This is a genomic window from Mesorhizobium sp. LMG 17147, assembly GCF_024297145.1.
Lineage (GTDB): Bacteria > Pseudomonadota > Alphaproteobacteria > Rhizobiales > Rhizobiaceae > Mesorhizobium.
In genome coordinates, this window is sequence record NZ_JANCTC010000004.1 from 322,581 (window position 1) to 343,574 (window position 20,994).

Below are 20,994 nucleotides of genomic sequence, written 5' to 3' on the forward strand. Positions count from 1 at the left end.
GGTTAGGGCCGAGCACAGCGTTTGAACGACCGCACGAGCAACGTCGCGAGCTTTGGCCGTTAGAGGTGGGTTGCCGTCTACCCACCTCCAAGCGATGAACTTGCCTATCAGCTATCTCAGCTACATCCGCTCGTAGCCCCGCAAGTGTCGCACTTCTCGCAAGTCCCGTTCCGCACCATCGTGAAGTTATGGCATTCCGAGCATTCGTTGCCGGTGTAGCCCTGCATCAATGATTGCTGGCGTCGGTTGGCGGCGAGCGCTTTGGCTTCGGCTGCTTCTTTCGCGGCCTCGTCGGTGAACAGCTCCGTCGGGTCGGAGGCTTCCGCGTGGACGATGTCCTCGACCAGTTCCCTGGCGCGCTCCTCGTAGTCGCGCTTGTAGGCAATAGCCTCGTCACTGGCCGGCTTCAGCGTCAGCACGTTGGAGCCGGAGAAGGCGGTCGGGGCGGTACGGACTGGAGTTCCGGAGCCCGCAAAGCCCTTGGGCTCGGCACTCATGCCCGACACCAGCTTGACCGGCGAGGCACCGCGGGTCAGCCCCTTGGAGAAGGGCGTCGCCTTGCCTTCGTTGATGCCGCGTCCGAGTGCGGTCTTGTCGAAATCCGACTGGTCGACATGGGCGAGGTCGTGGCGGCCGAGGTAGGAGACGGCAAGTTCGCGGAACACGTAGTCGAGGATCGACGTGGCGTTCTTGATGGCGTCGTTACCCTGCACCATGCCAGCCGGCTCGAATTTGGTGAAGGTGAAGGCTTCGACGAATTCCTCGAGCGGCACGCCATATTGCAGGCCGAGCGAGATGGCGATGGCGAAGTTGTTCATCATCGCCCGGAAGGCGGCACCTTCCTTGTGCATGTCGATGAAGATCTCGCCGAGGCGGCCGTCATCGAATTCGCCGGTCCTGAGATAGACCTTGTGGCCGCCGACGACCGCCTTCTGGGTATAGCCCTTGCGGCGGTTCGGCAGTTTCTCGCGGTCGCGGTAGAGACGCTCGACGACGCGCTCGACGATCTTCTCGGTCACCTGCACGGCGCGCTGCGCGGCCGGTGCCGCGATCAGCTGCTCGACCGCTTCGTCCTCGTCCTCCTCGCCGTCGGCGAGCAGCGAGGCGTTGAGCGGCTGCGACAGCTTCGAGCCGTCGCGATAGAGCGCGTTGGCCTTCAGCGCCAGCTTCCACGACAGCATGTAGGCGCCCTTGGCGTCTTCCACCGTCGCGTCGTTCGGCATGTTGATGGTCTTGGAAATGGCGCCGGAAATGAAGGGCTGTGCCGCTGCCATCATCATGATGTGGCTGTTGATCGACAGCGAACGCTTGCCGATCTTGCCGCACGGGCTGGCGCAGTCGAACACAGGCAGGTGTTCGGCCTTCAGGAACGGCGCGCCTTCCAGCGTCATCGCTCCGCAGACATGGATGTTGGCGGCCTCGATGTCCTTCTTCGAGAAACCCAGCGCCGGCAGCATTTCGAACGAGAAATCATTGAGCTGCTCGTCGGTGAAGCCGAACGTCTCCTTCACCCAGTCGGCACCCAGCGTCCACTGATTGAAGACGAACTTGATGTCGAAGGCCGACTTCAATGCCGCATTGAGTGCGGCGATCTTTTCGTCGGTAAAGCCTTTTGCCTTGAGCGAGCCGGGATTGATGCCCGGCGCCTGGTTGAGATTGCCGTGGCCGACCGCATAGGCCTCGATCTCGGCGATCTGGCTCTCGGAATAGCCAAGCGTGCGCAACGCTTCCGGCACGGCGCGATTGATGATCTTGAAATAGCCGCCGCCGGCCAGCTTCTTGAATTTCACCAGCGCGAAGTCGGGCTCGATGCCGGTGGTGTCGCAATCCATCACCAGGCCGATCGTGCCGGTCGGTGCGATCACCGTTGCCTGCGCGTTGCGGTAGCCATGCTCCTCGCCAAGCTCGATGGCGCGGTCCCAGGCGGCCTTGGCATGGTCGGCAAGCTCCTGCTGCTTGAGATCCGAGGCGACCAGCGGCACCGGGTTGACGGCAAGCTTCTCGTAGCCGTCCCTTTCGCCATAGGCCGCGCGGCGGTGGTTGCGCATGACACGCAGCATGTTCTGCGCATTGCGGTCGTAGTCGGGGAAGGCGCCGAGCTCGGCGGCCATTTCAGCCGAAGTGGCATAGGCGGTGCCGGTCATGATCGCGGTGAGGGCGGCGCAAATGGCGCGGCCCTCGTCGGAATCGTAAGGAATGCCCGAGGTCATCAGCAGGCCGCCGATATTGGCGTAGCCGAGGCCGAGCGTACGGTACTCGTAGGAAAGCTTGGCGATCTCCTTCGACGGGAACTGCGCCATCATGACGGAGATTTCAAGCACCATGGTCCACAGCCGCACCGTGTGCTCGTAGGCAGCGATGTCGATGGTGCCGTCGGCGTTGCGATAGGGCAGTAGGTTGATCGAGGCCAGATTGCAGGCGGTGTCGTCGAGGAACATGTATTCCGAGCACGGGTTGGACGCCCGGATCGCACCGGCCGAGGCGCAGGTGTGCCAGTCGTTCATCGTCGTGTTGAAATGCAGGCCCGGATCGGCCGACGCCCAGGCGGCATAGCCGATCTTTTCCCAGAGATCGCGCGCCTTCAGCGTCTTCAGCACCTTGCCGTCCTTGCGGGCGGTGAGATGCCAGTCGCCGTCCTGCTCGACGGCGCGCAGGAAATCGTCCTTCAGCGACACCGAATTGTTGGAATTCTGGCCGGAAACGGTGAGATAGGCGTCCGAATCCCAGTCGGTGTCGTAGGTCTTGAACGACATCGAGGTGTAGCCCTGCTTGGCAAACTGGATGACGCGATAGATGTAGTTCTCCGGCACCGCGTCCTTCTTGGCCGCCTTGATCTCGCGCTTCAGCGCGGTGTTGACCGCCGGATCGAAGCAATCGTCGCCATTGCCTTCGCAGTTGATGCAGGCCTTCATGATCGCTTCGAGATGCTTCTTGACGATCTTCGAGCCGGTGACCAGCGAGGCGACCTTCTGCTCCTCGTTGACCTTCCAGTCGATGAACTCCTCGATATCGGGGTGGTCGGCGTCGACGATGACCATTTTCGCGGCGCGGCGCGTCGTGCCGCCCGACTTGATGGCGCCCGCCGCGCGGTCGCCGATCTTGAGGAAGCTCATCAGCCCCGACGAGCGGCCGCCGCCCGACAGCTTTTCGCCTTCGCCGCGCAGGAACGAGAAGTTCGAGCCGGTGCCGGAGCCATATTTGAACAGGCGCGCCTCACGCACCCACAAATCCATGATGCCGCCCTCGTTGACGAGGTCGTCCTGCACGCCCTGAATGAAGCAGGCATGCGGTTGCGGATGCTCGTAGGAAGACTTCGACTTGGTCAGCTTGCCGGTGAATGGGTCGACATAGAAATGGCCCTGGCTCGGACCGTCGATGCCATAGGCCCAGTGCAGGCCGGTGTTGAACCATTGCGGCGAATTCGGCGCGACGCGCTGGGTGGCCAGCATATAGGCGAGCTCGTCGCGGAAGGCGCGCGCGTCTTCCTCCGACTTGAAGTAGCCGCCCTTCCAGCCCCAATAGGTCCAGGTGCCGGCAAGCCGGTCGAAGACCTGGCGGGCGTCGGTCTCGGAACCGTAGCGCTCGGCTTCCGGCAGCTTGGCCAGTTCAGCCTCGTCGGCGACGGAGCGCCACAGGAAGGAGGGAACTTGCGTCTCTTCGACCTTCTTCAGCCGTGCGGGCACGCCGGCTTTGCGGAAATATTTCTGCGCCAGGATATCGGCGGCAACCTGGGAGAACTGCGCCGGCACGTCGATGTTGTCCAAGCGGAACACCACCGAGCCATCCGGATTCTTGATCTCGGAAAGCGCCTTGCGGAATTCGATCTCCGCGTAGGCTGATTGCCCTGGCTTGGTGAAACGACGCTCGATGCGCATTGGTCCGGTCCCTTTTGTCTACATATAGCGCTTTTCCCAGAGGATTTCTGCCCTCTTGACGAAACACGCATGGCCGCCGTCTGCCGGCGTTCGAAAACCCCGGCTCTCATCGTCACAGTCTCCGCCGCCCTGCCGGTCGGACCTCTTGCGAGGCCGCTGTCCGACGCGCTCACGGACCCTGTGAGTCCCTCAAAACTGAAAACTTTTTGTAATACCCTCGGTCGAGGGAAATTCACACTATCTAGCGTCGAACCTATCTGCAAACACTAAATATAGTGTTAACAGACAATTTATTCAAGCCCGACAATCCTCCCTTTCGCCCCCCAAGGCTTCAAAATCCCACGCCTTCGCCGGCCTCGTAAACAGGCGAGAATGCGGATCAAAACGCACATATTCCGGGAAAAAGACCGGCCTCGAAACTTTTCCGGTCGCGCTCTCAACAGGAGCGCATGGCCTATAAAAGGCGACTCGTTTTGCGCCGTCAAGGATTCGTTTGCGTAGCTTTTATGACCCCAACATCTTGTGTGTCACACATGTGGATAACGGGGATAGAAGCGGAGCGCCGCGAGGAAGGTTCGGCGCCGCGCGGAGGTGCTTCGGCGATGGCGTTCGCGGCACCTGACCGCGGCTATGCGCCGCCCGGGCTCAGGAGAACCGGCGTGGATCGGCGCAGAAATGGGCGATGATCTGGCGAAGGTCCGGTTCATGCACCATGCCCACAGCCTCGGCGGCGCTGACCCACTTGCGGGTGCGTGCCCGCTTTTCCTTCCACCGGTCGGCGACCTTGTCGACCTGCAGCGGGAACACCAGAACCTCGCACGGCACTTCCTCGCCGGAATCCAGCACCTTGGCGTAGAAATAGCGGCCGGCCTCGTGATGCGAGATCGTGCCGCGCAGCCCGGCCTCCTCGCCGGCTTCGCGCGCCGCCGCTTCGCAAAGCGGCTCCTTCGCTTCCGGCCAGCCTTTGGGAAGCACCCAGCGGCCGGTATCGCGGCTGGTGATCAGCATGATTTCGACGCCGTCCCCGCTATCGCGCCAGGGCAACGCTGCAACCTGCAGGCGCGACGGCACCGCGCCGAAGAGTCGCTGGACCCTTTCGGCCAGATGGTTGTGCGTCGTTGGCCTCGTCAACATCGGAGAAGCTTGCCCCAGCTTCCAGAATCATTTGCCGTCTCATGAATCTTACGGCTAATTATAAGCAATAAAAGTAAAAAATGTTTCATGGGCCAGCGAAATTCTGCCGATTTGCGCCGGTCTCGCCCAAATGGGGCGGCCGCGCGAGCATCACGCCGGCATTTCTCGGCTGCGGATGGTGCCTTGGGCGGGCTGGTTGCAATAAGCGGCGGTGCCGCGAATCAGCCGGCGTGGTCGTCGGCGATCGGCTTCTGGTAGGTGAAGCCCATGTCCCAGGGAAAATAGATCCAGGTGTCCTGGCTGACCTCGGTAACGAAAGTGTCGACCAGCGGCCTGCCTTTCGGCTTGGCGTAGACGGTGGCGAAATGCGCCTTGGGCATCATCGCGCGCACTATGCCTGCCGTCTTGCCGGTGTCGGTAAGGTCGTCGATGATCAGCACGCCGGCCCCGTCATCGGCGAGCAGCGCCGGCGTGACCTCCTTCAGCACCTGCAACTGCCCCTGGCTGGTGTAGTCGTGGTAGGACGCGACGCAGACCGTCTCGATGATGCGGATGCCGAGCTCGCGCGAAATAATGGCGGCCGGAACCAGGCCGCCGCGCGTGATGCAGACGATCGCCTTCCATTGCTCCTTGTTGGCGCCGGCAAGCCGCCAGGCGAGCGCGCGCGCATCGCGGTGAAACTGGTCCCAGGAGACCGGGAAGGCTTTTTCGGGCAGGGACATCTTCGCGCACTCCGCAAAGCGCGCATCGCGCGCAGACACTATGGAATGCGCGCGGAATTAACTGGAAAGGCTTGGGCTTGGCAAGGGGAGTGGAAAGCTATCCCTGTGAAGCTACCGCGACAGGAAAGCCGCCACCGGTGCGGTGCGCAGCACCGTCCGCGTGACCCCGCCGAACAGCAGCTGGCGCAGCCAGGAATGGCTGTAGGCGCCGAGCACGAGCAGGTCCGCACCCGTTTCGGCGACCCTGGTCTGGATGATGTCGTCGACCGAGGCGCCGCCGGACCTCAGCACCGAGACGCTGACGGTCGCGCCGTGCCTGGACAGCGAGGCGGCGATCTCTGCGCCGGCCGTTTCCGGCGCCTCGTCGAGCGTATCCGGCGGGTCGATGACGACGATGTCCGTCTTCTCAGCCTCGATGACGAAGGGCAGGGCATCGAAGGCCGCACGCGCGGCTTCCTTGCTGCCGTTCCAGGCGAGCAGCACATGCTTGAAGCTGGTCACCAGCGGACCCGAATGCGGCACCACCAGCACCGGCCGGCCGGCATCGTAGACCAGCGTGTCGACGTCGGCGCTCGGGTCGCTGCCCGATTCGCGCTGCGCGGCGATGATCAGGTCCGCGGTGCGAACGGTCGAGATGCCGGTCAGCGCGCTGTCGCCGGAAAAACTCTCGAGGCTGCGCCATTCGAACGACAGGCCGGAATTCTCGATGCGCTTGTAAAAGGCGGCCTGCAACTTCTCGGCGCGCTCCCGGTTCATGTCGGCCGAAACCTGCAGGAATTCGGTGTCCGGAAAGCCGGTGGCCGAGGTGTAGGGCACGGGCAGCGCCTCGGCATGGATGCCGATCAGATGGCTCTGGAACCGGCTGGCCAGCGGGATCGCGCAGTCGAGCACGCGCTCGGCGTCCTGTTCGTTCTGCAGTATGGCGACGATGGTCTTGAATCGCATGGCAGTCCCTCACTCCTTACGGCGATCCCATCGTGACAAACGTCACTGCGCGATGCTTGGTTCCGTCACGCCGATCAGCCCGCCTTGTTTGCCTTGATTAAACCCGCCACCATAGCCTCTACGTCGGCGCGTGCGGAGTCCAGCGCCTGCTGGCTGCGGGCGCGCACCACCAGTTCCGTCCAGAATTTGCCGTCGCCATATTTCGGATAGGAGCCGATGATCGTGTCCGGATGCGCCTTCTGGATGTCGCCCAGCGGCCCCCCGATCAGGCCTTCGCCGAACGGACATTCCACGGTGGCCGACAGCATTTTGGTGCCGGCCCGCAACGTCGGCACGACATTGTCGAGCATCGCCTGGAAAATCGCCGGCACGCCGGCCATGACATGGACATTGCCGATGCGAAAGCCCGGCGCAACCGACACTGGGTTGTCGATGTGGTCTGCCCCGCGCGGCATCCGCGCCATGCGCTTGCGCGCTTCCGTGTATTCGATGCCGCGGGCGGCATAGCTTGCCTCCAGCAGGGCGTAGGCCCTGGCGTCGTATTCGCATGGCACACCAAAGGCCTTGGCAACCGAATCGGCGGTGATGTCGTCATGCGTCGGGCCGATGCCGCCGGTCGTGAAGACATAGGTGTAGCGGGTGCGCAGCGCATTCACCGCAGCGACGATCTCGTCTTCCTCGTCCGGAACGATGCGCACTTCCTTCAGATCGATGCCGGTCGCCGTCATGATATCGGCGAGGTGGCCGATGTTCTTGTCCTTGGTGCGGCCGGACAGAATCTCGTCGCCGATGACGAGCATGGCGGCGGTGACGATTTCGGTCATGGCAGGCTCCGGCAAACGGGTCGCCTGAGATAGCGCGGCGGGCGGCCGGCGGCAATGCCGCCAAACGACGGATCCACCTGTGCCACCTCCCTTGCAGTGGACCCTTCGGCGGGTGATGCTGCGTGCGGGTTTGGAGCCTTGAGCAAGACATGCCGGTACCGATTCTTCCATGGCTGCCCGGCGCGCTGGTTCTGCTGGCGCTCGTCGTGGCAGCCTATCCTCTGCTGGCGACACGGCGGATCGCGGCGAAAGCCGAAAGGCTGGTGCCGGCCAGCGGGAAATTCATCGAGATCGACGGCAACCGCATTCATTATGTCGAGACGGGCGAGGGGCGGCCGATCGTCTTCCTGCACGGCCTCGGCGCGCAGCTTCATCATTTCCGCCACACGCTGTTCGGAATTTTCGGCCCGAACTATCGGCTGATCGCGTTCGACCGTCCGGGTTCCGGTTATTCGGTGCGGGCCAGGGGCGCCAGCGGGCGGCTGCCCGAGCAGGCCGAGATCGTGCGGCGCTTTATCGAGGCGCTTGGGCTGGAGAAGCCTCTGGTCGTCGGCCATTCGCTGGGCGGCGCCATCGCACTGACGCTGGCTGTCGAGCATCCCGAGGCGATTTCCGGCATCGCCTTGCTGGCGCCGCTGACCCATATGGAGCCGGACGCGCGCGAGAAGTTCGGCCCGCTATACATCAACTCGCCGCTGCGGCGCCGGATCATGGCTCATACGATGGCGATCCCGGCGGCTCTCAAATATGCAGAACGCACGCTGGCCTTCATCTTCGCGCCACAGACGGCGCCGGCCGACTATATGGTCGAGGGCGGCGGCTGGTGCGGGCTGAGGCCAAGCCATTTCTACGCAACATCGACCGATGTCGTGGCGATCGCGCATGACCTTGGCCGCATCGAGAAACGCTATGGTGAGATCACCATGCCGGTCGGCATTCTGTTTGGTGCTTCCGACCGCGTGCTGGGCATCGGTATCCACGGCTGGCCGGTGATGGAAAAGATCAGCGGGCTCGATTTCGAGCCGGTCGAGGGGCTTGGCCACATGCCGCAATTCGTCGAGCCGAAACGGGTCGTCGCTTTCATCGAACGCATTGCCGACCGCGCATTTGCGCCGAAGTCCGACACCGGCAGCTGACACCCTCCCGGACGCGGTATCGGCCGGCAGGGTGCCGCCCCGAGCATCCCGGCCGCCGGGAATACCTCCGAACCTAATCAGGATATCGGCTATTCCTTCACGGCTCCGGTCATCGAGGAAACATAGTGCTCGACAAAGAACGAATAGAGCACCACGACCGGCAATGAACCGATCAGCGCTCCCGCCATCAGCGCCCCCCATTCATAGACGTCCGAGCGCACCAGCTCGGTGAGCACGCCGACCGGCACGGTCTTGTTTTCGGACGACTGGATGAAGGTCAGGGCATAGATGAACTCGTTCCATGACAGGGTGAATGCGAAGATGCCGGCGGAAATCAGGCCCGGCACCGACAGCGGCAGCACGATCTTGGTGAGGATCTGCCAGCGGCTCGCCCCGTCGATCAGCGCGCATTCTTCCAGCTCGAACGGGATCGAGCGGAAATAACCCATCAACAGCCATGTGCAGAACGGGATCAGGAAGGTCGGATAGGTGAGGATGAGAGCGAAGGGCGTGTCGTAAAGCCCAAGGTTGAACACCATCACCGACAGCGGAATGAACAGGATCGAAGGCGGTACGAGATAGGCCAGGAACACCGCGAGGCCGACCTGCCGCGCCCCGGAGAACCGCAAGCGTTCGATCGCATAGGCAGCGAACACCGCAGCCAGCAGCGACAGGAACGTGGCGGCGGTCGAGATGATGATCGTGTTGAGCAGCCAGCCCGGATAGGATGTCTCGAAGAGCAGGTAGCGGATATGCTCGAGCGTCGGATGCACCACCCAGAACGGATTGAAATTGGCGTAGTCGGTCATCTCGAGATTGGGCTTAACCGCCGTGATCGTCATCCAGTAGAACGGAAACAGCAGCACGATGACGAAGATCAGCAGCGGCAGGTAGACCGTCACCACCCGGCGCGGCAAACTCTGCAGGTAGCCCATGCCGCCTTCGTCGAGTTCCGGGCGTTTGCTCGTTTCGATCGCGGTCATGTCAATCTCCGCCGCCCTGCTGCCATTTGCGGCGCTGCAGGCCAAAATAGCTGAACAGGATCGCCGCCAGCAGGAACGGGATCATGGCGACTGCGATCGCGGCGCCTTCGCCAAGCTGGCCTCCGGAAATGCCGCGCTGGAACGACAACGTCGCCATCAGATGCGTGGCGTTCACCGGCCCGCCGCGCGTCAGCACGTAGATCAGCTGGAAATCGGTGAAGGTGAACAGCACCGAAAACGTCATGGTGATGGCGATGATCGGCGTCAGCAGCGGCAGCGTCACGTAACGGAACAATTGCCAGCGGCTGGCGCCGTCGAGCGTGGCGGCCTCGTAGAGCGACTGCGGAATCGTCTGCAGGCCGGCAAGCAGCGTTATCGCCACGAAAGGAATGCCGCGCCAGACATTGGCGGCGATGACCGAAGCCCGCGCATTCTCGGGATCGCCGAGGAAATTGATGCGATGGTCGATCAGGCCCATTTCCATCAGCGCCCAGGACAGGATCGAGAACTGCGAATCGTAGATCCACCAGAAGGCGATCGCCGACAGCACCGTCGGCACCACCCAGGGCAGCAGGACGATGGCGCGGAAGAACGACTTGAACGGCAGGTTCTGGTTGAGGATAAGCGCCAGCCAGAGGCCGAGCACGAACTTCAGGATCGAGGCGCTGATCGTATAAAGCAAGGTGTTGAAAACGGAGAGCCAGAAGACGGCGTCGTCCCACAGATATTCGTAATTCTCGATGCCGATGAAGATGCCGGGGCGGCCGATGCGGGCATCGGTGAAGCCGAGCCAGACGCCGAGCCCGAGCGGATAGGTCAGGAAGACCAGCAGCAGTGCCGCCGCCGGCAGCATGAAGCCGAAGCCAAGCGCGTTTCGGCTATCGGCCAAGGTCGCCAGGATGCGAGACAAGATCGAGGGACGCGGCTGAACGGCGGCGGAGGTCACGGCCATGGGTCGGCTCCTCTAAGGTTTCGTAAACGGCCGGGCGGCCATGCGCGATTCGAAGCCGGGCAGCATGGCTGCCCGGCCGAGCCGGCTCAAACGCGATAGTAGCGGTTGGCGCGCTTTTCGGCCTCCTCCATCGCCTCTTGCGGCGTCGCCTGGCCGGTCACCGCCTTGGCGAACATGTCGACCAGCACATAGTCGGCCATGGTCGCCGCCGAGGCATAACCGAGCGGGCCGGCATAGCCGTTGGGCCGCAGCGTCGCCGAGGCCTTGGCGTAAGCGGCATTGTTCGGATCGGCCGTCCAAACCGGGTTGTTGTCAAAGGCTTTGAGCGTCTGGCAGCAATAGCCTGCCGACGACGTGATCCACTGCGACATTTGCGGATCCTCGAACATGAACTGCAGGTAGGCCTTGGCCGCGTTGGGGTAGGGCGTGTAGTCGAAGATCACGGCCGTGGTCACCTGGAACAGCTCGACGGATTTTCCGACCGGGCCGATCGGCAGGTTGGTGGTGCGGATGTCCTTGGCTATTTCAGCCAGCTTCGGATCCTTGTCCTTGTTGATCTTGGCCGTGTTGTATGCCGAAATGCCGTTGGCGATGACACTCAATTCGCCGGCCAGGAAGGCGCGGTTGTTGTTGACGTCGAGCCAGCTTTCGGTGCCCGGAATGAAGGTCTTGTAGAGTTGCTGCGCGTATTCGATCGCCTTCAGCGTCTCGGGGCTGTTGATCGTCACCTTGCTGTTCTCGTCGACCATCTGGCCGCCATGGCTCCACAGCAGCCAGTGGGCGTAGTTGTTGCCGTCGCCGACGCCGTGGCCGTGCGTGAAGCCGGCCGGGTGCCCCTTCGCCTGCAATGCCTTGCAGAGCTCGAGCAGGCCTGCCGTGTCCTTTGGAAATTCTGAGAAGCCGGCCTCCTTCACCCAGCTTTCGCGATAGACGATGGCATTGCCGATGGTCGCCAGCGGCAGGCCGAGGAACTTGCCTTGCCGTGTCGCATATTGGTGCGGTCCATCGTGCCAGCCGCCATATTTCGAGCCGAGATATTCGCCTAGTTCCGTCACATCGTGCAGCTTGTCGGGATATTGGTGCGGGTCGTCGAACCAGACGAACATCAGGTCCGGGCCGGAGCCGACATTGGCGGCGACCGCCGCCTTGGGGCGAATGTCCTCCCAGCTTTCCTTGTCGACGCGGACCTCGACGCCGGTCGCTTCGGTGAAGCGCTTGGTATTGGCCAGCCATTGATCCTCGTCGCCCTGCACGAAAGGCGACCAGCGCAGCAGCCTGAGCTTGGCGCCGTCCTCGGGCTTGTATTTCAACCCCTCCTGAGCAAACGCGGGAGAGCCGATGAACCGGCTTCCCAAGGCTCCCGCCGCCGCGCCGGCGGTGGTGCGGATCACGTCACGTCTGGTGAATTTCATGTTCGCTTCCTCCTGCTTATTGTCCTTGCCGTCCTACTGCCCGATGGGTGTTTCGAACCGCTGTCCGGTTTTGCCGTGAAAGAGATGGATGAGGCCAGGCTCGGCCGTAAGCCTGATGGTTTCGCCCGGCGTGAAGGAATGCCGTTCCCGGAAATTGGCGACGATCTCCTCGCCGCCGGCGGTTCGGCCGATGAGCTGCACTTCGGACCCTGTCGGCTCGACCACCGCGACGGTGACCGGAATGCCCTGATTGTCGGACAGCCGTAAATGCTCGGGCCGTATCCCCAGCACGACCGGCTCACCATTGCCGATGGAAAGTGCTGAGGCCAACGGGACCGAAATCCCTCCGGCGCCGCGAAACGACGGCGAGCCGTCGCTTACGATCTCGCCCCTGAGCATGTTCATGGCGGGCGACCCGATGAAGCTGGCGACAAAGAGGTTGTTCGGCCGGTCATAGAGCTCGAGTGGTGGCCCGATCTGTTCGACGATGCCGTCATGCATGACGACGATCTTGTCGGCCATGGTCATCGCTTCGATCTGGTCGTGGGTGACGTAGACCGTCGTCGTCTTCAGGCGCTGGTGCAGTTCCTTGATCTCGGCGCGCATCTGCACCCGGAGCTTGGCATCGAGATTGGACAGCGGCTCGTCGAACAGGAAAACCTGCGGGTCACGCACGATCGCCCGGCCCATGGCGACGCGTTGGCGCTGGCCGCCGGAAAGCTGGCGGGGATAACGGTCGAGCAGCGGCACCAGCCCCAGGATCTCGGCCGCACGCCGGACGCCGGCATCGCTCTCCGTCTTGGGAACGCCCTTGAGCATCAGCGAGAACGCCATGTTCTCGGCAACCGTCATATGCGGGTAGAGCGCATAGTTCTGGAAGACCATGGCGACGTCGCGCTCCTTTGGCGCAACGTTGTTGACGACACGTTTGCCGATCGCGATCTGGCCGCGCGAGATCTTTTCCAGGCCGGCGATCATTCTGAGAAGGGTCGACTTTCCGCAACCCGAAGGACCGACCAGCGTGACGAACTCGCCGTCGTTTATATCGACGCTGACCCCGTGCAGGACCTCGACGGTCCCAAATGATTTGTAGACATCGCCGATTGCGACAGACGCCATCGATCTCCTCCCGACTGATTCCTGCAACGACTTCGAAGGAAACCGCTTTCCTGCCCGGCCCGCGGCGACGCCCAGGCTCCTCCCCGGTCACGCGCGCGATGTGAGACGGTAGCGCTACCAAACCGACCTGTAAAGCACGCCGGCATCACCGGGATATCGACACACCCTAATCCGAAACCTCGGTCTGCGGCCGGTCGCGGCCGTCGGCGAGCTCGTCGTGCCAGTTGCCGTCGGCGTCCTCGTACTGGATGCCGTCGGTGTTGCCGGCGACCTGCTGTTCGGCCGAAGCGATCTCGGCGGCGCGCAAGGCATCCTGATGGGTGGGGAACGTTTCGGAGAATGTCGAGCCGACCTTGTAGGCCCAGCCTCCGTCATGCTCGACGATCTTGTAGGTCAGTTTCGCCATGAAACCCTCCGGTTGAAAGCCCGTTGCCTCAATGCAGCCTGTCGTCGGCCAGCCTGTCGTCTGGCAGCCTGTCGTCTGCGACCAGCACGTCCGATTCCCTGGCGGCTTCGATCAGTGCCCGGCGCGCATCCGCCGTCGAACGATAACCTTCCAGCACTTTTAGGCAAGTGTCGAGGGCATCACGATGACGGGGCCCGCGATTGAGTGGCCAGACCGTCATCAGGCACTCCGCCGCCTCCTGGGCGCTGCGGATGTGGCGATACTTGCCGACATGGCCGAGTTCGACCACGACCGGCTTTTCAAATGGCTTGCTGTCCATCATCGCCGCCAACGCGGAGCGGCCGATTTGGTTGCAACTGCTATTTTAGCTTAGGCGAAAATAGCTCAATAGCCGCAGTCATTGCGCAGCCAGCGCGCATTCACCCAGCCGGTGCGGCCGCCGAAATCGACCTGGTACCAGTTTCCGCGGCGGTCGAAGATCTCGGTTTGGTCCCCATTGAACAATTGCCCGATCATGCGTGACGACGAGTTCGGTCGGGCCCGAACGGCGAGAAAGCCGCTTCCCGTTGCCAGATTGTAGTGCCTGGAAAGACCGTGAACCGTACCTTCGCAATATTGCGCCCCGGCCGGCGTCGATGCGGCGAACGACAGCCCGGCCACAGCCGCGGCGGCAGCCGCAATGGAAATCCCCCTGAACGACATGTCTCTGCTCCCCCAACCCGCCGCGCCCAGCCGCGGCCCCGGCCACTCTATACCGGCGGAGGATCAATGCGAAGCTGTGCTGGCCGTCCAGCGAGACGAACCCGCCGTCAGTTCGCCGCCTTCATCCAGTGCTGCATCGTCGTCACCGAGCGGGCAAGCTGCGGCGCCGGGTGGATTTTCTCGCCGAAGGTGGCCGCGGCGCGCCAGCCCCAGCGCGGATCGGCAAGAAAGGCGCGCGCCAGCGCCACCATGTCGGCGCGGCCGTCGGCGACGATCGCCTCGGCCTGTTTCGGATCGTCGATCAGGCCGACGGCCCGCGTCGGGATGCCGACGGCCTTGCGCACCGCTTCGGCCAGATGCACCTGGTAGCCCGGCCCGGAGGGGAGCTTCTGCAACGGCGAATTGCCGCCACTCGAGCAGCAGAGATAGGCGACGCCGGCTTCCTTCAGCGCTTTTGCCACTTCGATCGCATCCTCGACGTCGAAGCCGCCATCGACCCATTCCTTGATCGACAGACGCGCGCCCAGCATCAGCCTGGGCACCGCCTTCTTTACCGCCTTGGCGATCTCGACGGCGAAACGCATGCGGTTTTCCAACGAGCCGCCCCAGCGGTCGGTGCGCCGGTTGGAAAGCGGCGACAGGAACTGGAAGATCAGATAGCCGTGCGCGGCATGCAGCTCGATGAAGTCGAAGCCGGCGCGCTCCGCCCGCCGCGCCGCTTCGGCGAAGCGTTCGATGATTTGCAGGATCTCGTCGTCCTCCAGCGCCCGCGGCACCTGCCAGCCGGTGTCGAAGGCGATGGCCGAGGCTGATACGATCGGCCACGGGTCCTGATCGGCGTGCAGCGGGCCGCCGCCCTCCCAGGGTTTGCGGTTGGAGGCCTTGCGTCCGGCATGGGCAAGCTGCGTACCGAATTTCGTGCCCGGTGCGGCGACACGCTTGGCTGCATCCAGCGTGCGTCGCGCCGCCGCCTCGTTGTCCTCGGAATAGAGGCCGAGACAGCCATGCGAGATGCGGCCGCGCCGCTCGACATCGGTCATCTCGACGGTGACCATGCCGGCGCCCGACATCGCCAGGTTCATCCAGTGATAGAGATGCCAATCGCTGGCCGAGCCGTCCTCGGCCGAATACTGGCACATCGGCGCGACCGCGATGCGGTTGGGGAAGGTGAGGCCGTCGAGGGTGATCGGCTGGAAAAGCGATGAGGTCATAAAAAACTCCGGAAAGGGTTGCCGCTATTTAGGCAGCCGATTGTGCCAGCGCCAGACACGAGACGGTGAAACGGCCCCTGGACCAATTGGTGGACCGATTGCACGAACGGCCGTTCGCGGCTACGCCTTGCCGCGGCAGCAGGGAGTCCAGCATGGAAGATCGCATTCGCATCCGCTCTGAGGAAGTCCTTTCCGACGAATGGGCGGTTTTGAAAAAGACCGTCTTCGACTATCGCCGGCGCGACGGCAAATGGGAAACGCATACCCGCCAAACCTACGATCGCGGCGACGGCGCGGTGATCCTGCCTTTCGATCCCGAGCGGTCGACGGTGCTTCTGGTGCGGCAGTTCCGCTACCCGGCCTACGTCACCGGCCACAAGGAGCCGCTGATCGAGGCCTGTGCCGGCCTGCTCGACGAAGACGATCCCGAAACCTGCATCCGCAAGGAGGCCGAGGAGGAACTCGGCTACCGTCTGAAGGACGTGCAGCGGCTGTTTTCGCCCTATATGAGCCCCGGCAGCGTGACCGAGCGGCTCTGGTTCTTCGTCGCCCGCTATTCGCCCGCCGACCGCATTTCCGACGGCGGCGGCGCCCACGACGAAGGCGAAGACATCGAGGTTCTCGAAATGCCGCTCGACGAGGCGCTTGCCGGCATCCACGACGGTCGGATCATCGACGCCAAGACGATTATTTTGATCCAGCACCTGAAGCTGAACCCGATCGGGAGGTGAGGGGCTTTAATTCCTTGCCGCAACGGGCTGAGATGCAGCTGAGGGGAACAGATCCATGACTATCAAAAACTTGCCGAAGTGGTTGTGCGCGACTTCGACGGCTGTCTTTCTCTTGGCATCGATTGCCCCCTCACACGCTGAATCCTATTCCAACCTGCAGGGCAAAGGATACAAGACCGGCAAGCTGTCGCGAGGCGCGTCAGGTTCACTGGGCTGGTTCGTTTCCAACGGCGAGAAAAAATACTTCTGCAGAATGCGAGCAGCGCAAGCTTATGTCGGTAGTACAGGATGGTCGCTTTTACCGCCGCCGGACGGCAAATCTCGTTGGACAGGAACGTCTACGAAAAATACGCTGGATTTGATGCGTCCATTCCGCAACTGTCAGACCTGAAGGCTGGCAAGCTCAATAAGCGAGCGGTCGGCAATTGCAGTCCCGCGAAATGACCCGCTCTCGATCTGTCCTTTCAAATCCAAATCTGGTGCGGACGACGGGAATCGAACCCGTACGATCAGAGATCGAGGGATTTTAAGTCCCTTGCGTCTACCAATTCCGCCACGTCCGCAGGCCAGCCCTTTTCAGCCGCCAGCCAAAGGCCGTCAAGCCGTCTTCTGCCGTCGACAAATCTGGCACTGGAAGCTAGCGAGGGCCAATCACCCACGGAGATACAAACAAAATCGTTTCACCCGAGGCTACCGCGAATGCGTGTCCCCCGTTCGCAGGATGCGTTCGGGCGCTCTGGCCTGATAGACTCCAATCGGCAAGTGGATCGGCGCGCCGATACTCGACGCCGTCGTCTACAGACACTGGGAGATTGTCATGCTCAAGCTTGCCTCTGCCCTGGCACTGCTGCTTGTTGGGACGGCGCCTCTGTCTGCTGACGAGATGCCGATGAACGCCAAAGACATCAAATGGGGTCCTGCTCCTGCTGTCATTCCGGCTGGGGCGGAAATGGCTGTTGTCGCTGGAGATCCCTCAAAGGACGGCGCCTTTGTGCTGCGGTTGAAGGCACCCGCAGGCTACAAAATTGCCGCACATAATCATCCCACCACGGAATACATGACGGTGCTTTCCGGCAACTTCCATTTTGGAATGGGCGACAAGCTCGACGAGGCGAAAGGCGTCGAACTGACTGCTGGCGGCTTCGGCGTCGCACCGGCCGGAATGAATCACTTCGCCTGGACGACAAGCGATACGATCGTAGAGGTTCATGGCGAGGGGCCATTCAAGATCACCTACGTCAACCCGGCAGACGACCCGAGCAAGAAGTGACAGTTCGGGATCGAATTGATTGAACCGACCGAAGGCTAGAACGATGGAGTGCGTCAAACTCCGCGACCGTCGATTCGGTGAGATCCGCTAACGGGCGAAAGCTGATTGGCCGGAGTCATATTCCGCTTGGGCCATTTTGCCATGAATGGCGCTAAAACAAAAAACCCGCCTCGGCGGGCGGGTCGTTGGCGCCAATTAGCACCATAGCCAAATTAGTAGCATAGCTGCCGGCACAAAGCAAGAACAAAGTTGCTGCGGCCGGCACAAAATGCCCTTGGCGATTGGCGAAAGCCGTGGCGCATCGATCTCCCTCCTTGAGGGGGAGATGGCCGGTAGGCCAGAGGGGGTCGTCGCGCGTGGATCGGCGACCCCCTCTGTCGCCTTCGGCGACATCTCCCCCTCAAGGGGGGAGATCTGCAACTTCGCCGTCCGCGCTTGCTTCCTCGCTGGTCAAAACCCTCGCGGCTTGGCACAGTCGGGCAAAGAGGAGCCTGTTGATGCCGAAGACCGACAATGCGACAAAACCAAAACCCTGGGCCGAGATGGCGACGCAACTGGTCGATGTCGCCATGGGCCGCAAGCCCGCCGATCTCGTCATCCGCAACGGGCGCTGGGTCAACGTTCATTCCGGCGAGATCATCGCCGGCACCGACATCGCCATCGCCGGCGGCCGCTTTGCCTATTGCGGGCCGAATGCCGGCCATGCCATCGGCCAGGGCACCAAGGTGGTCGATGCCGGCGGCCGCTATCTGGTGCCGGGGCTTTGCGACGCGCATATGCATGTCGAGAGCGGCATGGTGACGGTGACGGAATTCTGCCGCGCGGTGATCCCGCACGGCACCACATCGATGTTCATCGATCCGCATGAGATCGCCAACGTGCTCGGCCTGCCGGGCGTGCGGCTGATGCATGACGAGGCGGTCGCCATGCCGGTCAACGTGCATGTGCAGATGCCGTCCTGCGTGCCGTCGGCACCGGGGCTGGAGCATGCCGGCGCCGAGCTGACCGTCGCCGATGTTGCCGAGGCGATGACCTGGGAGAACATCGTCGGGCTCGGCGAGGTGATGAATTTTCCGGGCGTCGCCGCCAATGATCCGGTGATGTCGGGCGAGATCGCGGCGACGGTGAGGGCCGGCAAGACTGTCGGCGGGCATTATGCCTCGCGCGATCTCGGCCTGCCGTTCCACGGCTATGTCGCCGGCGGCCCCGAGGACGACCACGAAGGCACGCGCGCCGAGGATGCCATCGCCCGCGTCCGCCAGGGCATGAAGGCGATGCTGCGGCTGGGCTCGGCCTGGTATGACGTGGCCTCGCAGATCAAGGCGGTGACGGAGAGCGGGCTCGACCCGCGCAACTTCATCCTGTGCACCGACGACAGCCACTCCGGCACGCTGGTGCACGAAGGCCATATGGACCGGGTCGTGCGCCACGCCATCAGCCAGGGCTTGAAGCCGGTGACGGCGATCCAGATGGCGACGCTCAACACCGCCCAGCATTTCAAGCTGGAGCGCGAGATCGGCTCGATCGCGCCGGGACGGCTCGCCGATCTGCTGATCGTCTCCGACCTCGCCGAAATGACCATCGACGAGGTCTATGGCCGCGGCGTCAGGCTGGCCAAGGGCGGCAAGCTCGAAATCGACATTCCGGCCTACAATTATCCGCGGACGGCGAAGAACACCGTCAGGCTCGGCAAGAAGCTCGAGGCAGGCGATTTCGACATCGCGGCACCGATAGGCGCCAACGAAGTGCGGGTGCGGGTCATCGGCGTCCTCGAGAACCAGGCGCCGACGCGGGCGCTGGAGGCCGATCTTGCCGTCGAGGACGGGCTGGTCGCCATGGATCGCCGCAACGATGTCTGCCAGATCGCGCTGGTCGAACGCCACAAGGGCACCGGCGGCGTCACCAACGCCTTCGTCTCCGGCTTCGGCTATATCGGCGACTGCGCCATGGCCTCCAGCGTGGCGCATGATGCCCACCACATCATCGTCGTTGGCACCAACAAGCAGGACATGGCATTGGCGGTGAACCGGCTGGGCGAGGTCGGCGGCGGCGTCGTGCTGTTCTCCAAGGGCAAGGAACTGGCGCTGGTCGAAATGCCGATCGCCGGGCTGATGTCGGACGAGCGGGCGGAAATCGTCGCCGCCAAGGCGGACAAACTCAGCGACGCCATGCGCCAGATGGGCTGCTCGCTGAACAACGCCTACATGCAGCACTCGCTGCTGGCGCTGGTCGTGATCCCCGAGCTCAGGATTTCCGACGTCGGCCTGATCGACGTGACGACCTTCCAGAAGGTTGATTTGTTCGTTTGAACGCCGCCGGGGCGCTTCTTCAGCCGCCGGTGGCGATGGTCAGCACTTTGAACGGCGTGGTGATGACGATTTCGGCGACCGAGCCGACGGCCTTGCCGAGGCCCTGGCCGAGATTGTCGAGCTGGGCCGGCGCGGTCTCTTCGGAGGCGAGGCCGGCCGGGGCGCGCAGGCGGTCGCCGAGCAGCTGCACCAGGAACGGGTTGTCGGCGAATTTGGCGTGGTTCAGCCGGTCGCCGCCCTTGGTCTTGGTCAGGTCGACCACCGAGACGCCATAGCTGGCGAGGTCGGCCGCATCGCCATAGTCACCGACGCGTGGCTTGTCGCCGGAGATCAGGGTCGACAGCCTGAGCGCCCGGTCGTCGCCCGAAAGCAGCACGGCGAACGGCTTGTCGGGCTTGCCGTAGCGGATCATCTGCTTCTTGAACACGTCGACGTCGATGTCGGGCGAAGCCAGGATGACGTAGCCGAGCTTGCCGCCGAGGTCGCGGTCGCCGGTGATGGCAAGCTGGCGCAACGCTTCCATCGTCACCCAGGTCCCCATCGAATGGGCAATGATGTCGATGCTCTTGGCGCGGCTCTTGGCGAGCATGCGCAGCGTCGCTTCGAGATCGTCGCGCGCCGCATTGGCGCTTTCCTTGTCGTAGATGTAGCCGGTCGTCTTGCCGCTCGACGCCCACGAAAACAGCACCGGCGTGCCAGGATATTTCGTGTCGTGCGCGATCTGCGTCAGCCGGTAGATGCCGTCGTCGAACCCGTTGTTGAAGCCGTGCACGAAAACCAGCGCCCGGTCGCCGCGCATCGCGATGTCGGCGCCGACCGCCTTGGCGAACTGCGGCCCGCCTTCGTAGAAGGTGACGTCGGTCGCCGTGAAATCCTTCGCCGGATTGCTGTTGGCCGAGCCCTTGACCCGTTCGATGGCGCCGACCTGGTGCACCTTCGGCACCGTCACCTCGACGCTGGCAAAGCTGGTGCTCGGCGAACGGTCGCCGTCGAACACCTGCCGGGGCTCTTTCGTTGCCTTTTGCCGGGTTGTGGCGACGAAGATGTTGTGCGTCGCCGCAATGTCCGAAGCAGGCACGATGATCGTCGTCTTGTTGAGCAGATCGTGCGTGTTCTGACCGGCGCAGCCTGCCAGCGCGAGCGCGAACGCAACGACGAGAAAGATCTTCGAAGGCACGATCACGCGGGCTCCCGCAAAGGCGACGTCGAGCCGGAGACGTCTTGGCCTATTCGATAGAGGCAGAGGCCGGCACGGTCCAGTTC

The 20,994-nt window shown here is 63.1% G+C and carries 19 protein-coding genes and 1 tRNA gene; 5 read left to right on the forward strand and 15 right to left on the reverse strand.

Annotated elements, in window-relative coordinates; genetic code table 11:
* Positions 1 to 116: 116 nt before the first annotated feature.
* The 5 genes from NMG46_RS11085 to NMG46_RS11105 form a co-directional block, all read right to left on the reverse strand.
* Positions 117 to 3,875, reverse strand: a complete 3,759-nt coding sequence (locus NMG46_RS11085; RefSeq protein WP_254817681.1) for a vitamin B12-dependent ribonucleotide reductase — start codon at positions 3,873 to 3,875, stop codon at positions 117 to 119.
* 645 nt (positions 3,876 to 4,520) lie between these two features.
* The gene (locus tag NMG46_RS11090) at positions 4,521 to 5,009 is read right to left on the reverse strand and encodes an NUDIX hydrolase (RefSeq protein WP_254817682.1); all 489 of its coding nucleotides are present in this window, start codon (positions 5,007 to 5,009) and stop codon (positions 4,521 to 4,523) included.
* A gap of 221 nt (positions 5,010 to 5,230) precedes the next feature.
* Entirely contained in the window at positions 5,231 to 5,731 is a 501-nt protein-coding gene (gene gpt / locus NMG46_RS11095) for a xanthine phosphoribosyltransferase (RefSeq protein WP_254817683.1), read from the reverse strand.
* A 111-nt stretch (positions 5,732 to 5,842) separates the two neighbouring features.
* Complete coding sequence (locus tag NMG46_RS11100; RefSeq protein ID WP_254817684.1) at positions 5,843 to 6,676, reverse strand: universal stress protein; 834 nt, start codon at positions 6,674 to 6,676, stop codon at positions 5,843 to 5,845.
* 74 nt (positions 6,677 to 6,750) lie between these two features.
* A complete protein-coding gene (locus NMG46_RS11105; protein ID WP_254817685.1) occupies positions 6,751 to 7,500 on the reverse strand; it encodes a competence/damage-inducible protein A in 750 nt (249 codons plus the stop codon).
* 149 nt (positions 7,501 to 7,649) lie between these two features.
* Here NMG46_RS11105 and NMG46_RS11110 point away from each other — a divergent pair, with 149 nt between their 5' ends.
* The gene (locus NMG46_RS11110) at positions 7,650 to 8,636 is read left to right on the forward strand and encodes an alpha/beta fold hydrolase (protein ID WP_254817686.1); all 987 of its coding nucleotides are present in this window, start codon (positions 7,650 to 7,652) and stop codon (positions 8,634 to 8,636) included.
* Between the two features lie 89 nt (positions 8,637 to 8,725).
* Here NMG46_RS11110 and NMG46_RS11115 read toward each other — a convergent pair whose 3' ends face one another.
* The 8 genes from NMG46_RS11115 to NMG46_RS11150 form a co-directional block, all read right to left on the reverse strand.
* Positions 8,726 to 9,619, reverse strand: coding sequence for a carbohydrate ABC transporter permease (locus tag NMG46_RS11115; RefSeq protein WP_023674766.1), 894 nt, complete (start codon positions 9,617 to 9,619; stop codon positions 8,726 to 8,728).
* Position 9,620: 1 nt separating this feature from the next.
* Positions 9,621 to 10,571, reverse strand: a complete 951-nt coding sequence (locus NMG46_RS11120) for a carbohydrate ABC transporter permease (RefSeq protein ID WP_254817687.1) — start codon at positions 10,569 to 10,571, stop codon at positions 9,621 to 9,623.
* A gap of 86 nt (positions 10,572 to 10,657) precedes the next feature.
* Complete coding sequence (locus NMG46_RS11125) at positions 10,658 to 11,983, reverse strand: ABC transporter substrate-binding protein (protein WP_254817688.1); 1,326 nt, start codon at positions 11,981 to 11,983, stop codon at positions 10,658 to 10,660.
* 33 nt (positions 11,984 to 12,016) lie between these two features.
* On the reverse strand, positions 12,017 to 13,102 hold the full coding sequence (locus NMG46_RS11130; RefSeq protein WP_254817689.1) for an ABC transporter ATP-binding protein: 1,086 nt from the start codon (positions 13,100 to 13,102) through the stop codon (positions 12,017 to 12,019).
* A 166-nt stretch (positions 13,103 to 13,268) separates the two neighbouring features.
* Positions 13,269 to 13,508, reverse strand: a complete 240-nt coding sequence (locus NMG46_RS11135; RefSeq protein ID WP_254817690.1) for a DUF2188 domain-containing protein — start codon at positions 13,506 to 13,508, stop codon at positions 13,269 to 13,271.
* A gap of 28 nt (positions 13,509 to 13,536) precedes the next feature.
* Positions 13,537 to 13,830 (reverse strand): DUF982 domain-containing protein, encoded by a 294-nt coding sequence (locus NMG46_RS11140; protein ID WP_352467305.1) that lies wholly within the window; start codon positions 13,828 to 13,830, stop codon positions 13,537 to 13,539.
* A 62-nt stretch (positions 13,831 to 13,892) separates the two neighbouring features.
* A complete protein-coding gene (locus NMG46_RS11145) occupies positions 13,893 to 14,210 on the reverse strand; it encodes an SH3 domain-containing protein (protein WP_254817692.1) in 318 nt (105 codons plus the stop codon).
* 107 nt (positions 14,211 to 14,317) lie between these two features.
* On the reverse strand, positions 14,318 to 15,421 hold the full coding sequence (locus NMG46_RS11150) for an NADH:flavin oxidoreductase/NADH oxidase (protein ID WP_254817693.1): 1,104 nt from the start codon (positions 15,419 to 15,421) through the stop codon (positions 14,318 to 14,320).
* 152 nt (positions 15,422 to 15,573) lie between these two features.
* Here NMG46_RS11150 and NMG46_RS11155 point away from each other — a divergent pair, with 152 nt between their 5' ends.
* Both NMG46_RS11155 and NMG46_RS11160 read left to right on the forward strand, forming a co-directional pair.
* Positions 15,574 to 16,152 carry an NUDIX domain-containing protein gene (locus tag NMG46_RS11155; RefSeq protein ID WP_254817694.1) on the forward strand — a complete coding sequence of 193 codons (579 nt, stop codon included), beginning with the start codon at positions 15,574 to 15,576 and terminating at the stop codon, positions 16,150 to 16,152.
* 55 nt (positions 16,153 to 16,207) lie between these two features.
* Positions 16,208 to 16,543: a hypothetical protein gene (locus tag NMG46_RS11160; RefSeq protein ID WP_254817695.1), complete on the forward strand. Its 336-nt coding sequence runs from the start codon at positions 16,208 to 16,210 to the stop codon at positions 16,541 to 16,543.
* Between the two features lie 86 nt (positions 16,544 to 16,629).
* On the opposite strand, the gene NMG46_RS11165 is transcribed toward NMG46_RS11160, so the two are convergent.
* Positions 16,630 to 16,715: transfer RNA gene (locus NMG46_RS11165), tRNA-Leu, on the reverse strand.
* A gap of 254 nt (positions 16,716 to 16,969) precedes the next feature.
* Between NMG46_RS11165 and NMG46_RS11170 the strand changes: the two genes are divergently transcribed.
* Positions 16,970 to 17,422 carry a cupin domain-containing protein gene (locus NMG46_RS11170; protein WP_254817696.1) on the forward strand — a complete coding sequence of 151 codons (453 nt, stop codon included), beginning with the start codon at positions 16,970 to 16,972 and terminating at the stop codon, positions 17,420 to 17,422.
* A 497-nt stretch (positions 17,423 to 17,919) separates the two neighbouring features.
* A complete protein-coding gene (gene ade, locus NMG46_RS11175; RefSeq protein ID WP_254817697.1) occupies positions 17,920 to 19,731 on the forward strand; it encodes an adenine deaminase in 1,812 nt (603 codons plus the stop codon).
* A gap of 19 nt (positions 19,732 to 19,750) precedes the next feature.
* On the opposite strand, the gene NMG46_RS11180 is transcribed toward ade, so the two are convergent.
* Positions 19,751 to 20,914 (reverse strand): alpha/beta hydrolase, encoded by a 1,164-nt coding sequence (locus NMG46_RS11180; RefSeq protein ID WP_254817698.1) that lies wholly within the window; start codon positions 20,912 to 20,914, stop codon positions 19,751 to 19,753.
* Between the last annotated feature and the right edge of the window lie 80 nt (positions 20,915 to 20,994).

Coding starts and splice junctions, on each gene's coding strand:
- NMG46_RS11085 (WP_254817681.1), bottom strand. CDS start 3,875: ATGCGCATCGAGCGTCGTTTCACCAAGCCAGGGCAATCAGCCTACGCG.
- NMG46_RS11090 (WP_254817682.1), bottom strand. CDS start 5,009: ATGTTGACGAGGCCAACGACGCACAACCATCTGGCCGAAAGGGTCCAG.
- gpt (WP_254817683.1), bottom strand. CDS start 5,731: ATGTCCCTGCCCGAAAAAGCCTTCCCGGTCTCCTGGGACCAGTTTCAC.
- NMG46_RS11100 (WP_254817684.1), bottom strand. CDS start 6,676: ATGCGATTCAAGACCATCGTCGCCATACTGCAGAACGAACAGGACGCC.
- NMG46_RS11105 (WP_254817685.1), bottom strand. CDS start 7,500: ATGACCGAAATCGTCACCGCCGCCATGCTCGTCATCGGCGACGAGATT.
- NMG46_RS11110 (WP_254817686.1), top strand. CDS start 7,650: ATGCCGGTACCGATTCTTCCATGGCTGCCCGGCGCGCTGGTTCTGCTG.
- NMG46_RS11115 (WP_023674766.1), bottom strand. CDS start 9,619: ATGACCGCGATCGAAACGAGCAAACGCCCGGAACTCGACGAAGGCGGC.
- NMG46_RS11120 (WP_254817687.1), bottom strand. CDS start 10,571: ATGGCCGTGACCTCCGCCGCCGTTCAGCCGCGTCCCTCGATCTTGTCT.
- NMG46_RS11125 (WP_254817688.1), bottom strand. CDS start 11,983: ATGAAATTCACCAGACGTGACGTGATCCGCACCACCGCCGGCGCGGCG.
- NMG46_RS11130 (WP_254817689.1), bottom strand. CDS start 13,102: ATGGCGTCTGTCGCAATCGGCGATGTCTACAAATCATTTGGGACCGTC.
- NMG46_RS11135 (WP_254817690.1), bottom strand. CDS start 13,508: ATGGCGAAACTGACCTACAAGATCGTCGAGCATGACGGAGGCTGGGCC.
- NMG46_RS11140 (WP_352467305.1), bottom strand. CDS start 13,830: ATGATGGACAGCAAGCCATTTGAAAAGCCGGTCGTGGTCGAACTCGGC.
- NMG46_RS11145 (WP_254817692.1), bottom strand. CDS start 14,210: ATGTCGTTCAGGGGGATTTCCATTGCGGCTGCCGCCGCGGCTGTGGCC.
- NMG46_RS11150 (WP_254817693.1), bottom strand. CDS start 15,421: ATGACCTCATCGCTTTTCCAGCCGATCACCCTCGACGGCCTCACCTTC.
- NMG46_RS11155 (WP_254817694.1), top strand. CDS start 15,574: ATGGAAGATCGCATTCGCATCCGCTCTGAGGAAGTCCTTTCCGACGAA.
- NMG46_RS11160 (WP_254817695.1), top strand. CDS start 16,208: ATGACTATCAAAAACTTGCCGAAGTGGTTGTGCGCGACTTCGACGGCT.
- NMG46_RS11170 (WP_254817696.1), top strand. CDS start 16,970: ATGCTCAAGCTTGCCTCTGCCCTGGCACTGCTGCTTGTTGGGACGGCG.
- ade (WP_254817697.1), top strand. CDS start 17,920: ATGCCGAAGACCGACAATGCGACAAAACCAAAACCCTGGGCCGAGATG.